This window comes from Methylobacterium sp. 13MFTsu3.1M2 (genome assembly GCF_900112625.1).
Lineage (GTDB): Bacteria > Pseudomonadota > Alphaproteobacteria > Rhizobiales > Beijerinckiaceae > Methylobacterium.
Map to the genome: position 1 here is coordinate 70866 of NZ_FOMM01000012.1, position 12888 is coordinate 83753.

16 protein-coding genes are annotated in these 12888 nt (G+C 70.9%); 3 read left to right on the forward strand and 13 right to left on the reverse strand.

Going from position 1 to position 12888, the window contains the following annotated elements:
* Positions 1 to 126: 126 nt before the first annotated feature.
* The 13 genes from BM314_RS13045 to BM314_RS13105 all read right to left on the reverse strand — a co-directional run bounded on the left by BM314_RS13045 (position 127) and on the right by BM314_RS13105 (position 11121).
* Positions 127 to 1467 carry a S41 family peptidase gene (locus BM314_RS13045; RefSeq protein ID WP_056521910.1) on the reverse strand — a complete coding sequence of 447 codons (1341 nt, stop codon included), beginning with the start codon at positions 1465 to 1467 and terminating at the stop codon, positions 127 to 129.
* Positions 1467 to 2822 (reverse strand): murein hydrolase activator EnvC family protein, encoded by a 1356-nt coding sequence (locus BM314_RS13050; protein WP_091978387.1) that lies wholly within the window; start codon positions 2820 to 2822, stop codon positions 1467 to 1469. The genes BM314_RS13045 and BM314_RS13050 overlap by 1 nt, the downstream gene beginning before the upstream one ends.
* 12 nt (positions 2823 to 2834) lie before the next feature.
* Positions 2835 to 3329: a 23S rRNA (pseudouridine(1915)-N(3))-methyltransferase RlmH gene (rlmH, locus tag BM314_RS13055; RefSeq protein ID WP_091978388.1), complete on the reverse strand. Its 495-nt coding sequence runs from the start codon at positions 3327 to 3329 to the stop codon at positions 2835 to 2837.
* A gap of 15 nt (positions 3330 to 3344) precedes the next feature.
* A complete protein-coding gene (gene rsfS, locus BM314_RS13060; RefSeq protein WP_085986769.1) occupies positions 3345 to 3677 on the reverse strand; it encodes a ribosome silencing factor in 333 nt (110 codons plus the stop codon).
* A 129-nt stretch (positions 3678 to 3806) separates the two neighbouring features.
* Positions 3807 to 4466 (reverse strand): nicotinate-nucleotide adenylyltransferase, encoded by a 660-nt coding sequence (locus BM314_RS13065; protein ID WP_091978389.1) that lies wholly within the window; start codon positions 4464 to 4466, stop codon positions 3807 to 3809.
* Between the two features lie 19 nt (positions 4467 to 4485).
* Positions 4486 to 5784 (reverse strand): glutamate-5-semialdehyde dehydrogenase, encoded by a 1299-nt coding sequence (locus tag BM314_RS13070; protein WP_091978390.1) that lies wholly within the window; start codon positions 5782 to 5784, stop codon positions 4486 to 4488.
* A gap of 159 nt (positions 5785 to 5943) precedes the next feature.
* The gene (gene proB, locus BM314_RS13075; RefSeq protein WP_020091481.1) at positions 5944 to 7059 is read right to left on the reverse strand and encodes a glutamate 5-kinase; all 1116 of its coding nucleotides are present in this window, start codon (positions 7057 to 7059) and stop codon (positions 5944 to 5946) included.
* Between the two features lie 70 nt (positions 7060 to 7129).
* Positions 7130 to 8158, reverse strand: a complete 1029-nt coding sequence (gene obgE / locus BM314_RS13080; protein ID WP_056521891.1) for a GTPase ObgE — start codon at positions 8156 to 8158, stop codon at positions 7130 to 7132.
* Between the two features lie 88 nt (positions 8159 to 8246).
* Complete coding sequence (locus BM314_RS13085) at positions 8247 to 8843, reverse strand: GNAT family N-acetyltransferase (RefSeq protein ID WP_020091483.1); 597 nt, start codon at positions 8841 to 8843, stop codon at positions 8247 to 8249.
* Positions 8844 to 9029: 186 nt separating this feature from the next.
* Positions 9030 to 9296, reverse strand: a complete 267-nt coding sequence (gene rpmA, locus BM314_RS13090; protein WP_012317134.1) for a 50S ribosomal protein L27 — start codon at positions 9294 to 9296, stop codon at positions 9030 to 9032.
* An 86-nt stretch (positions 9297 to 9382) separates the two neighbouring features.
* The gene (gene rplU / locus BM314_RS13095) at positions 9383 to 9697 is read right to left on the reverse strand and encodes a 50S ribosomal protein L21 (protein WP_010683509.1); all 315 of its coding nucleotides are present in this window, start codon (positions 9695 to 9697) and stop codon (positions 9383 to 9385) included.
* Positions 9698 to 9886: 189 nt separating this feature from the next.
* A complete protein-coding gene (locus BM314_RS13100; RefSeq protein ID WP_234081062.1) occupies positions 9887 to 10291 on the reverse strand; it encodes a hypothetical protein in 405 nt (134 codons plus the stop codon).
* Positions 10292 to 10488: 197 nt separating this feature from the next.
* Positions 10489 to 11121, reverse strand: a complete 633-nt coding sequence (locus BM314_RS13105) for a YceI family protein (RefSeq protein ID WP_091978391.1) — start codon at positions 11119 to 11121, stop codon at positions 10489 to 10491.
* Between the two features lie 131 nt (positions 11122 to 11252).
* Between BM314_RS13105 and ruvA the strand changes: the two genes are divergently transcribed.
* The 3 genes from ruvA (at position 11253) to bfr (ending at position 12878) form a co-directional block, all read left to right on the forward strand.
* Positions 11253 to 11870: a Holliday junction branch migration protein RuvA gene (gene ruvA, locus BM314_RS13110; RefSeq protein WP_020091486.1), complete on the forward strand. Its 618-nt coding sequence runs from the start codon at positions 11253 to 11255 to the stop codon at positions 11868 to 11870.
* A gap of 193 nt (positions 11871 to 12063) precedes the next feature.
* Positions 12064 to 12336, forward strand: a complete 273-nt coding sequence (locus BM314_RS30980) for a (2Fe-2S)-binding protein (protein WP_083916283.1) — start codon at positions 12064 to 12066, stop codon at positions 12334 to 12336.
* A 44-nt stretch (positions 12337 to 12380) separates the two neighbouring features.
* A complete protein-coding gene (gene bfr / locus BM314_RS13120) occupies positions 12381 to 12878 on the forward strand; it encodes a bacterioferritin (protein ID WP_091978392.1) in 498 nt (165 codons plus the stop codon).
* Positions 12879 to 12888 lie beyond the last annotated feature (10 nt).

Sequence of the window (12888 nt, forward strand, 5' to 3'; positions counted from 1 at the left end):
AACCCTCGCATCCATTGCGGCCGGGTATGGTTAACGTTCCGCTAACGCTCGGTCCCAGAACGGGAAATCCCGCCCGGCGAGAGGCCGGACGGGATCGGGTCAGAGCGGCGCGGGGTTGCCGAACGATCAGTTCGGCAGGCTCGGCTTCTGCTGCTGCTGCGCGGGCGTGCCGTTGGCGGCGCCCTTCTGGATGCCGTGGAGGAAGTCGACGGCCGAGATCAGCTGCTTGTCCTTGGCCGGATCCGGCGGGACGTAGGCGGAGGATCCGCCGCGCTCGTCGGTGTCCTTCTGCTTCAGGTGGCCCTTCAGCCCGGCCTCACCCTTGGTCTCGTCCTTGCCCTTGAGCTCGTCCGGCACGTCCTGCGTGACCTCGACGTCCGGCTCGATGCCCTTGGCCTGGATCGAGCGGCCCGACGGCGTGTAGTAGCGCGCCGTGGTGAGCCGGAGAGCGCCGGAGCCGCCGAGGGGGATGATCGACTGGACCGAGCCCTTGCCGAAGGAGCGCGTGCCCATGATGGTCGCGCGCTTGTGATCCTGAAGGGCGCCGGCCACGATCTCGGAGGCCGAGGCGGAACCGCCGTTGACCAGCACCACGATGGGCTTGCCCTTGGTCAAATCGCCGGCCTTGGCCGAGAACCGCTGCGTCTCGTCCGGGTTGCGGCCGCGGGTGGAGACGATCTCGCCGCGATCGAGGAAGGCGTCGGAGACCATCACGGCCTGATCGAGCAGCCCGCCCGGGTTGTTGCGCAGGTCGACGATGTAGCCCTTGATCTTGTCGGCACCGATCTCGCCCGTGAGCTTGTCGATGGCGGCCCGCATCCCGTCGAAGGTCTGCTCGTTGAACTGGGTCAGGCGGATGTAGGCGACGTCGCCACCCTCGATCTTCGAGCGCACCGGCTTGATCTTGATCACGTCGCGGGTGAGCGTGACGTCGATCGGGTCCTTCGACTCCTTGCGGCTGATCTTGAGCTTGACGCTCGAGTTGACCGGGCCGCGCATCTTGTCGACCGCCTGGTTCAGGGTGAGGCCCTGGACCTGGTCGTCATCGATCTGCGTGATGATGTCGTTCGCGAGCAGGCCCGCCTTCGCCGCCGGGGTGTCGTCGATCGGCGTGACGACCTTGATCAGGCCGTCCTCCATCGTGACCTCGATGCCGAGGCCGCCGAACTCGCCGCGGGTGGTGGTCTGCATGTCGCGGAACGCCTTGGCGTCCATGTAGCTCGAGTGCGGGTCGAGCGACGTCAGCATGCCGTTGACGGCCGCCTCGATCATCTTCGACTCGTCCGGCTTCTCGACGTAGTCGGTGCGGACCTTCTCGAAGACGTCGCCGAACAGGCTGAGCTGGCGGTAGGTCTCGGCCGAGGCGGCCACGGCCCGCGGACCCGACAGGAAGTCGGTCTGGGTCGCCACCATGGACGTTCCGGCACCGAGGAAGGCGCCGAGCATGATCAGGGAAGTCTTGCGCATCAGCCGCGAACCTTCTCGCCAAGTACCGTATTATTCGGGCTCTTCGCCCACCACGGCTCCGGATCGATGGAGCCGCCGTCCTTCTTGAACTCGACGTAGAGCGTGGGATCACCCTCGGACCCGCCGGGACCCGCACCCCTGTCGCCCATGCTGCCGACCGGTTCGCCCGCGAGCACGAACTGACCGACCTCGACGCTGATCTGGTCCATTCCCGCGAGCAGAAGATAGTAGCCGTCGCCCGCGTTGATGATCAAGAGTTGGCCATAGGACCGAAACGGCCCGGCGAACTGCACCCACCCGTCGGCCGGGGACGAGACCGACGCCTTCGGGCGGGTCGTGAACGACACGCCGCGGGTCGTCCCGCCGTTGCCGTCGGGCTGGTTGAAGCCGCGTGCGACGCGTCCGCTCACCGGCCGCGGCACTTCGCCCCGCGCCTCGGCGAAATGCACCTTGGGCGCGAGCCGCGCCGGATCGCGGAAGCCGGCCGCGGCGAACCGCTCCTGCGTAATGCGCACCTCGCGCTCCGCGGCGGCCTTGGCCTCCTCGGCGGAGCGCTTCGCCGCGGCGACCTCCGCCTCTGTGCGGTCGAGCAGGTCCTTCAGGTTCTTGGCCTGCGCGCCGAGCTCGGTGGCGCGGCGCCGCTCGGCCGTGAGGCCGCTCTCCACCTCCGCCTGCCGCGCGCGCCGGGCGGCGACCAGGGCCTGCAGGCGCTGCTGCTCGCGCGCCCAGCCGGCGAGGTCGTTCGAGAGGCCTTCCTTGTCCTGCGCGATCAAACCGCGCAGCCTGATCATTTCCGCGAGATCGGCCGCGAGCGTGTCCACCTCGCCGCGCAGTTCCGGCACCACCGCACCGAGCAGCATCGAGGTTCGGATCGCGGCCAGCACGTCCTCGGGGCTCACCAGCACCGCCGGCGGCGGGCGGCGGCCCATCCGCTGGAGCGCCGCCAGGATCTCGGCGACGATGCCGCGCCGACCCTGCAGCGAGTGTCGGATCGCGGCCTCGCTCTCGCTCATCGCCTTCAGGCGCTCCTCCAGGCGGCTGAGGCGGTCTTCCGTCGCCTGCGCCTGTCGATTCGCGTCGAGGAGGGCGGTGTCGAGCTTCGCGCGGTCGGACCCGATCGCCGCGATCTCGGATTCGAACTGCGCACGCTGTCCGGCACTGGCGGCGAGGGCGTCCTGCACGCGCTTCAGGTTCTCGGCCCGGCGCTCCCGCTCCTCGTTGGCCCGTTGGATCGCCTCGGGATCCGTGGGCTTCGGGGTCTCGGCGCGCGCGGCGACAGTGATCGACAGCGCGGCCAGCAGGGCGAGTGCCGCGCGCGCGCGCCGCGACCCAGGCTTCGACTCGGACTCGGACATCCTCACGGCCGCTCAGCCCGCCTCACCGCGATGGTACGGGTGACCGGCCAGGATGGTGAGGCTGCGATAGAGTTGTTCGAGGGCGAGCACGCGAACGAGTCCGTGGGGCAGGGTGGCGGCCCCGAACGACAGGATCAGCTCCGCGCGCGTCCGAATTGAGGCGTCCAGCCCGTCCGGGCCGCCGATCACCACGACCAGGGCCGGCCGTGCCGCGTCGCGCCAGGCGGCGACGCGCTCGGCCATGGCCTCGCTGGCGAGATCGGCCCGACCGCGCTCGTCATAGGCGACGAGGACACCGCCCGCGGGCAGATGGGTCGCGAGCGCCGCGGCCTCCTCGGCGCACCGGTCGGGCGCGCGACGGGCGCGGGATTCCGGGATCTCGACGCTGTCGCAGGACGGGAAGCCGAGGCCGCGTCCGAGTTGCGCGGCGCGGTCGCGATATCGTGACGCGAGTTCGCGCTCCGGCCCGGCCTTCAGCCGTCCGACCGCGGCCAGGACCAAGCGCACGGATTCGGATCCGGCCTAGCCGGCCGCGATCCCGACGGGGCGGTCGGCGCCCCACATCTTCTCGAGGTTGTAGAAGCCGCGGACCTCGGGGCGGAAGATGTGCACCAGCACGTCGCCGGCGTCGATCAGCACCCAGTCGCAGGCCGGCATGCCCTCGACCCGGGCGTTCCCGTAGCCACGATTCTTCATCTCCTGGATGATCTTGTCGGCGATCGAGCCGACGTGACGCTGCGAGCGACCCGACGTGATGATCATCGTGTCGGCGAGCGAGGTCTTGCCGGCCAGATCGATCGCGATCGTCTCCTCGGCCTTCATGTCGTCGAGGCATTCGAGGGCGAGCGCCTTCAGGTCGTCCGAGCGCGCCTTACCGGCTTCGACCGGGGCCTGGACGGGGGTGCGGATCGTCTCCGTGTGACTGGTTTCGGGCAGAGTCCTGGTTCCTCGTTCTGCCGCACGGCGATGTCGGGCCTTGCGGGATCAGGTGAAATTGGCGGTATCGGGCCGCGATTGCAACCGCGCAGACTTCGGCGGCGCCGTCCCCCGACCCGTGCGCGCGCGGATCTGCGTGGACGACAGGGTCGAGCGCGGCCCGTGCAGGAACATCCAGGCCGGCGGCGACCGCAGCGCGAGCGTCGACGCCGCCGCCTCGGGGACCCGGGCACCGGCCAGGCGTCGGGCCGCGCGGGCACTCAGCGGCGTCATGGTGAAGCCGGGCCGGTCGATGACGGCGATCGGCACGAGGCGGGCGATCTCGGCGAAGCCCTTCCAGCGATGGAAGGTCCCGAGGGAATCGGCTCCCATGACCCAGACGAAGTGAACGCCTGGGCACCGGCGCGTGAGGAAGCGCAGCGTCTGCACCGTGAAGCGGACGCCGAGCGCAGCCTCGATCCCGGTCACGGCGATCCGCGGGTGCCGGGCGATCTGGCGCGCCTGATCGCACCGCGCCGCGACGGAGGGGAGAGCACTCCGGCTCTTGAGCGGGTTCCCCGGGCTCACCAGCCACCAGACCCGGTCGAGCCCGAGCCGACGCAGGGCCGCGAGCGTCACGTGCCGGTGGCCCAGATGGGCGGGATTGAAGGATCCGCCGTAGAGGCCGATCCGCATGCCGGGAGCGCTCGGCGGCAGGGTCAGCCGCACGCCGAACCGTCAGTGCGCGTCACGGGCGGATCTGGCCGCTGCCGTGGACCCGGTACTTGAACGTGGTCAGCTGCTCGACGCCCACCGGCCCGCGCGCGTGCATCCGCCCCGTGGCGATGCCGATCTCGGCCCCGAAGCCGAACTCGCCGCCGTCGGCGAACTGCGTGGAGGCGTTGTGGGTGACGATCGCCGAGTCGACCTCGGCCAGGAAACGGGTCGCCTCGGCGTCGTTCTCGGTGATGATCGCGTCGGTGTGATGCGAGCCGTAGGTCTCGATGTGCTCGATGGCGGCCTCGATCCCGTCCACCACCCGCACCGCGATGATCGCGTCGAGGTACTCGGTGTGCCAGTCCTGCTCGGAAGCGTCCGTCACCCGGGGATCGACCGCGCGGGTCGCGGCATCGCCCCGGACGGCGCAGCCGGTGTCGAGCAGGGCCTGAACCAGCGGCGCGAGATGCGTCGCCGCGCAGGCGCGGTCGACCAGCAGGGTCTCGGCGGCGCCGCAGACGCTGGTGCGGCGCATCTTGCTGTTGAGCAGCACGCTGCGGGCCATGTCGAGGTCCGCCGCCGCGGCGACGTAGACGTGGTTGATACCGTCGAGATGCGCGAAGACCGGCACGCGCGCCTCGGCCTGGACGCGCTCCACGAGGCCGCGGCCGCCGCGCGGGACGATCACGTCGACGCAGCCGTCGAGGCCCGCGAGCATCAGCCCGACCGCGGCGCGGTCGCGGGTCGGCACGAGCTGGATCGCGTCCTCCGGCAGGCCCGCATCGGCGAGCCCGCGGCTCATCGCCTTCGCGATCGCCATCGCGCTGCGATGGCTGTCCGAGCCGGCCCGGAGGATCGCGGCGTTGCCGGCCTTCAGGCAGAGCGCGCCGGCATCCGCCGTCACGTTGGGGCGCGCCTCGAAGATGACGCCGACGACGCCGAGCGGCACCGCGATGCGCTCGATGAGGAGGCCGTTCGGCCGCTCGATCGCGGCGAGCTGGCGCCCGACCGGGTCGGCGAGCGACCCGACCTTCTCGACCGCGTCCGCGATGGCCGCGAGGCGCCCGGGGTCGAGCGTCAGACGGTCGATCAGCGCGGCGGTCTGGCCCGCGCTCCGGGCGGCGGCCACGTCCCGGGCGTTCTCGCCCAGGATCTCGTCGCGGCTCGCGCGGATCCGCTCGGCGATCAGCTTGAGCGCGACGTCCTTCGTCCGCGCCGAGGCCAGCGCCATGCGCCGCGCCGCCGCCCGGGCGCGGCGGCCGATCGCCGCCATCTGCTCCGGAAGGGCGTCGGCCTCGGCGAAGTCCGATCTCAGGTTCAGGACGGGCACGCTGGCGTCCTCGGTTGTCGACGGCCGCGCGCGCGGCCCGGACGGGGGGAGAGCGCCGTATTTGCACATCGAACGCCGTCTCGACAAGAGTGCCGGGCCGGGAACGGTGGCGATCATCGAGACAAAAATTGTAAATAGATTAGCTTCTGTCGACGATTTCTAGAATAGTGCCAAGTCATCGCGGTGCACCATCCAGGCGCGACCGGGATAATTGAGCAGTTCCGGAATGCGCGCGCTCGGATGACCGATGATCAGCGCGGCCTCGGCGCTGTCATAGGCCACGAGACCGCGGCCGAGGATCCGGCCCTCCGGATCGCGGATCATCACGGCGTCGCCGCGGGAGAAGCTGCCCTCGATCGCGCGCACGCCCACGGGAAGCAGGCTGGCCCCGCTCCGGAGCGCCTGCTCGGCGCCCGCGTCGATCGTCAGGGTGCCGCGCGGCTCCAGCGAGCCGGCGATCCAGGTCTTCCGGGCGGCCGTGGGCGTGGACCCCGAGAGGAACCACGTGCAGCGCGCCCCGTCCCGCACGGCCTTCAGCGGGTTCTTCCCGCGCCCGTCCGCGATGACCAAGTGCGTGCCGCCCGAGGCCGCGATCTTGGCGGCCTCGACCTTGGTGCGCATGCCGCCCCGCGACAGCTCGGAGGCCGGGCCGCCGGCCATCGCCTCGATCTCGGGAGTGATCCGGTCGACCACCGCGAGGTGGCGGGCCTCCGGATCGCTCTGGGGCGGCGCCGTGTAGAGGCCGTCGATGTCCGAGAACAGCACCAGCACGTCGGCGTCGATCATGGTGGCGACCCGGGCGGCGAGCCGGTCGTTGTCGCCGTAGCGGATCTCCGAGGTCGCCACCGTGTCGTTCTCGTTCACGACCGGCACCGCGCGCATCTCCAGGAGTTTCAGCACGGTGGCGCGGGCGTTGAGGTAGCGGCGGCGCTCCTCGGTATCCTGCGGCGTCACGAGGATCTGGCCGGCGACGATGCCGTGATGGCCCAGCGCCTCGGCCCAGTGGCGCGCCAGCGTGATCTGCCCCACCGAGGCCGCGCCCTGGCTCTCCTCCAGGCGCAGGACGCCGGGCGGCAGGCCCAGCACCGTCCGGCCGAGGGCGATGCTGCCCGAGGACACGACCAGGACGTCGACGCCGCGCCCGTGCAGCTCCGCGATGTCCTCGGCCAGCGCGGCGAGCCAGGCGTGGCGCAGGCGGCCGGCATTGCGGTCGACCAGCAGGGCCGAGCCGACCTTGATGACCACGCGGCGGAATTCTTCGAGGGCAGGGATCATGATTCGTGCGGGACGGCGCGTTCGGGGCGGGTGTGAACCAAGACCCGCCCTTTGAACAGTCGGTCGAGGGCTACGGCTGCCAGGCGGCCGCCGGCTTCCGCTCGGCCTCGGCGCTGGCATCGATCTCGGCCTGAAGCGCGCGCAGCGCCTCGGGAACGCCCTTGCGGCTCGCCGAGGACAGGACCAGCGGCGCGCGGCCGGCGGCGCGCTTCAGCTTGGCCACCTGGCTCTTGAGCGTGTCGGCGTCGAGCGCGTCGGCCTTCGAGAGCGCCACGACTTCGGGCTTCTCCGCGAGGCCGTTGCCGTAGGCCTCGATCTCGCCGCGCACCAGCTTGTAGGTCTTGCCCGCATGCTCGCTCGTGCCGTCCACGAGGTGCAGCAGCACCCGGCAGCGCTCGACATGGGCGAGGAACCTGTCGCCGAGGCCGACGCCCTCGTGGGCGCCCTCGATCAGGCCCGGGATGTCGGCGAGCACGAACTCGCGCCCGTCCGAGCGAACCACGCCGAGGCCGGGATGCAGGGTCGTGAACGGGTAGTCGGCGATCTTCGGCTTCGCCGCGGTGACGCTCGCCAGGAAGGTCGACTTGCCGGCATTCGGGAGCCCGACGAGTCCGGCATCGGCGATCAGCTTGAGCCGCAGCCAGATCCACATCTCCTGGCCTTCCAGGCCGGGATTGGCGTGTTTCGGGGCCCGGTTCGTGGAGGTCGTGAAGTAGGCGTTGCCGAAGCCGCCGTTGCCGCCCTTGGCGAGGCGGATCTTCTGGCCGACCTCGGTCAGGTCGGCGAGCAGCGTCTCGCCGTCCTCGGAGAAGATCTGCGTGCCGGCCGGGACCTTCAGGACCGTGTCGGCGCCGTTGGCGCCGTGGCAGTTCGAGCCCATGCCGTGCTCGCCCTTCTTGGCCTTGAAGTGCTGCTGGTAGCGGTAGTCGATCAGGGTGTTGAGACCCTCGACGCACTCCACCCAGACATCGCCGCCGCGGCCGCCGTCACCGCCGTTCGGTCCACCGAACTCGATGAACTTCTCGCGCCGGAACGAGACGCAGCCGGGACCGCCATCACCGGAGCGGACATAGACCTTGGCTTCGTCGAGGAACTTCACGACCTGAATCCTTTGTCGGGCGCGGATTCGCGACCCGCACCATCACCCTGTCGGCGGCCGCCGGCCAGTCCGGCGCCGCGAGGCCGCCTCAGGCGGCCCGCGTCATCGCCGGCTCGGACGGCGGAGTCTGCCAGCGCTGCCGGTCGAGGCTGAAGAGATCGACCGGAAGGTCCGCGCCGCGCGCCGGAAAGGGCCGGATCGCGCTGCCGGCCTGCGCGAAGCCGCAGGTCTCCAGCACGCGCCGGGACGCCGGGTTGACCGTGCGGGCCGAGGCGGCGAGTTCCGTCCCGCCCGTATACGCGAAGAACGCGTGGCACAGGGCCGTCACGGCCTCGGCCATCAGGCCGCTGCCCCAGTAGGGCTGCCCGAGCCAGTAGCCGAGTTCCGGCGGTCCGTCGCTCCGCCCCTCGATGCTGACGACACCGATGAGGCTGCCCGGCGCCGCCCGCGGCGCGAGGGCGAGCGTGAGCGCCGAACCGGCGGCATTCCGCGAGCGCGCCTGCAGCAGGAACGCGTCCACCTCCGGGGCCGGGAGCGGGTGTGGCACCCGCGCCAGCATCGCGGCGACCGACGGGTCGCCGGCCAGCTTCAGGATCGCGTCCCTGTCCTTGGCGGTCGGCCAGCGCAGCCACAGCCGCCGCGTCTCGATCCGGAAAACGTCATCACGGGTCAGATCGGGGAACATCGTGCCCTCGCAGGGCGGCGCTCCCGGCTCCGGGGCACCGCCTCAAGACGACGAAGGGGAGGATGGCGTCCCATCCTCCCCGGTGTTCCGTCCGACCTGGCCCGTCAGGGGCTCGGCAACGACGTCTCCGGTCCGGTGTGGGACACCGGGCGGGACGCCAGCTTCGCCACTCAGGGCGCCCGCCTCTTATTCCGCGGCCTCGGCCAGCGGGGTAACACCTACGAAGGCGCGCCCGCGGCGCGTCTCGAAGCGGACATGGCCCGGTACCAGCGCGAAGATCGTGTGGTCCTTACCCATGCCGACATTGGCGCCGGGATGCCATTTGGTGCCGCGCTGACGCACGATGATGTTGCCCGGAATGACGGCCTCCGAGCCGAACTTCTTGACGCCGAGGCGCCGGCCTTCCGAGTCGCGACCGTTGCGGGACGAGCCGCCTGCCTTCTTGTGTGCCATGGGATGAACTCCGAATTCTGATCTGTCGGGATGCGGTCGCGGATCGGGTCCTCAGGGACCGCTACGCGCCCAGCGGTGCGCCGGCCTCAGGCCGAGATGCCGGTGATGCGCACGACCGTGTGGTCCTGGCGATGGCCGCGCTTGCGGCGCGAGTTCTGCCGGCGGCGCTTCTTGAAGGCGATCACCTTCTTGTCGCGACCATGGCGCACGATCTCGCCCGTGACGCTGATGCCCGACAGGGTCGGGGCGCCGACCTGGGTCGCGCCCGCGCCGTCGGCGAACAGGAGGACCTCGCCGAAGGTCACGGCCTCGCCGGCCTCGCCCGCCAGGGAGGCGATGGTGATGGTGTCGTTGGCGGCGACGCGGTACTGCTTACCGCCCGTCTTGATGACTGCGAACATCGTTCTCTCGTGTTCTCGAACGGCCTCCGGGGCGGCTGCCCCTGGACCGGCTTCTTGTTTGAAGTCATTGAACGGGCGTTCGGCCCGGACAACGCGAAACGCGCGGACCCCAGCTGAGGCCGCGCGCCATGCGGGGTCAGTACGGGCGCGGCGGCGCCGTGTCAATCCGCGGCGGCCTGCCGGGCGGTGTCACCGGATCGGCGCGCCGGTCGCCAGGATGCCCTTCGCGACGCTGCCCGCCGGGCCGAAGGCGGCGAGGGCCTGCGCGCACCACGTCTCCCGGCCGTCGGCGGCGAGCTGCTGGCGCACCTGCGTGGCGCGGGTGCGCAGCTTCTCCTCCAGGATCGCCTCCTGCCCGGCATTGACGCGTGCCGCGAGGCGGAGCGTCGTCAGCTGGCCGGCCCGGACCTGCACGCCCGGGCAGGCCTGCTCGGCGATGATGGTCGTGGCCGCCGCCGAGGCGTAATTGTCGAGGGCCGAGGCCGGCGCGGCCGGATTGGCCGGCGCGGCGGGCGCCTGCGCGGCGGCCGTCCCCGCGAGATTCAGCGTCAGGGCTAGCGTCAGGGCAAGGGTGGGGACACCGACACGCCGCACGGCTGAGACCTCCAGGGTAAGCATCGATCGGCGCGGTGGCGCACCCGCATCTTCGCGACGATGCCGGGCGCCGACCGGGAGACGCGCGTTCCCTTGGGCGCGCCCCTCGCCGCGGCGCCGCGACGGCGGCTGACTACACGTCCGGCGACGGGGCGTCACCCGCCGCGTCGGCCCGCGGTCGGCAGACAGACCGGCCGTCAGGGCGCGGCCTTGAACTCGCCCTCGATGCGCAGGCTCACCTCGTCGCCGAGCTGCGGCAGGTAGGCGTTGATGCCGAAATCCGAGCGCTTGACGACCGCGCGCCCGTCGAAGCCCACGGTGTAGCGCTGGTCCACAGGGTGGATGCCGGCCTGGTTGAAGGTGGCGTCGATCGCGAACGGCCGGACCGTCCCCCGCAGGTTGAGGTCGCCGGTGATCCGCGCGGTGGTCGGGCTGGTGGGCTCGACCTTGGTGGCGGTGAAGGTGGCGCTCGGGAACTTGGCCGTGTCGAAGAAATCCGGGGCCGCGAGGTGCTCGTTCAGCCGGGTGCTGCCGGTGATGACGCCGCCGAGCGGCACAGTTACCTCGAGGCGGCTCTTCTCGGGCGCCTTCGGGTCGAGCTGGAGCGTGCCGCTCAGGCCGGTGAACTGGCCGTAATAGGTCGAATAGCCGAGATGCGAGACCGACCACGTGATCTTGCCGTGATCCGGATCGAGGACGTAGCTGCCGGGCCTGACCTGCGTCGGATCCGCGCTCGGCGCGACCGGTGCGGGCGGGGCTGCCGGGTTGTCCGCCGCCCGGGCCGGGCCGGCGCAGAGCAGGCCGATCAGGACAAGAAGTGGCGCGCGCATGTCATCCCCCCGTGACCGGCCAAGCTCGGCCGGCGCGGGCCCGTGATTTCATGATCTCCCTGCGCGCTCAAGCACGTCTGGCGAAGGCCGCCGCGGTTCTGTAGGCAAGCCGAGGTAGCGGCAGGCGTGGCATGATCGGCAAGCTCAAGGGCGTCGTGGACTCGTTCGGCGAGGATTTCGTGATCCTCGACGTGTCGGGGGTCGGCTACATCGTTCACTGCTCGGCGCGGACCCTGCAGCGCATGCCCAAGGTCGGCGAGCCCGCGGCGCTGTCGATCGAGACCCACGTCCGCGAGGACATGATCCGCCTCTACGGCTTCCGCTCGGACGCCGAGCGCGAGTGGTTCCGCCTGCTCCAGACCGTCCAGGGCGTCGGCGCGCGGGTGGCGCTCGGCGTTCTGTCGGTGCTGGAGCCCGAGGCGCTGGCGAGCGCCATCGCCACCGGCGACAAGGGCTCGATCAGCCGGGCCCCGGGCGTCGGGCCGCGCCTCGCCGCCCGGCTCGCCGCCGAGCTCAAGGACAAGGCCCCGGCCTTCGCGCCCGTCGATCCCGCGCTGGTCGCCCTTGCGGGCGCCGTCGAGGAGGGCGCCGCCCCGCAGCCGGTGGCGGACGCCGTCTCGGCCCTGGTCAATCTCGGCTACCCGCAGGTCCAGGCCGCCGCCGCCATCGCGGCCGCGCTCAAGGGTGCGGGGGAGGGCGCCGAGGCCAAAGTGCTCATCCGGCTCGGCCTGCGCGAACTCGCCCGCTGACGGCCCGACCTGACAGTTGGGGCGCACTTAGATCGCACGCCCTTGACCCGCGCGGACGGCGGTGCCATGTCGACCGTGGCCAATAAGGTATTGAAAAGCCAGCTACTTTTCAATTCTTCTAAACTGGCGCGGGTGCCCCAGACGGTCGTCGACGACCGCGGCGGGCACGGGGATGACGGGATTTGCGGCGCGCATGATCGTCTGTTCTTGTAACGTCTTATCGGACGGCGCCGTGCGCGGCTGCCTCGCCCCCGGACCCGGCTGCCCGCGCACGCCCGCGCAGGTCTACGCCTGCCTCGGCTGCAGCCCGAAATGCGGGCGCTGCGCCCGCACGATCCGCGCGATCATGCAGACCGCGCTGGGCGAGGCCGCGGCGGCGGAGAGCAGCCATGCTTGCACGACGGCTTGCGCGAGCGCCTGTAGTTTGGTGAAATTCCAAACTGCGGATGAGGGAGTCGCGGCCTGATGCTTCTACCCCCCGCCTGAGAGCACGGTAAGGAGTACGGGGGCATGAAGGGCGACACCAAGGTCATCGAGTATCTGAATCGCGGCCTGCGCAGCGAGCTGACGGCCGTCAGCCAGTACTGGCTGCATTTCCGCATGCTCAATGACTGGGGCTACGTCGAGCTGGCGAAGTTCTGGCGCAAGGAATCGATCGAGGAGATGAACCACGCCGACCGGTTCATCGACCGGATCCTGTTCCTCGACGGGTTCCCGAATCTGCAGGAGCTCGACCCGCTGCGGATCGGCCAGAACGTCCAGGAGATCCTGGAATCCGATCTCGCCGCCGAGAACGAGGCCCGCAGCCTCTACCTCGAGGCCGCGAAGTACTGCGATTCGATCAACGACCGGGTGTCGAAGCGCCTCTTCGAGGATCTGGCCGAGGACGAGGAGGGTCACATCGACTTCCTCGAGACCCAGCTCGAGCTGATCAAGCAGATCGGCCTGCCGCTCTACGCGCAGAAGCATATCGGCGGGCTCGAGCAGATCGCCCCCCAGAAGGAGTGAGGGCGCCCGG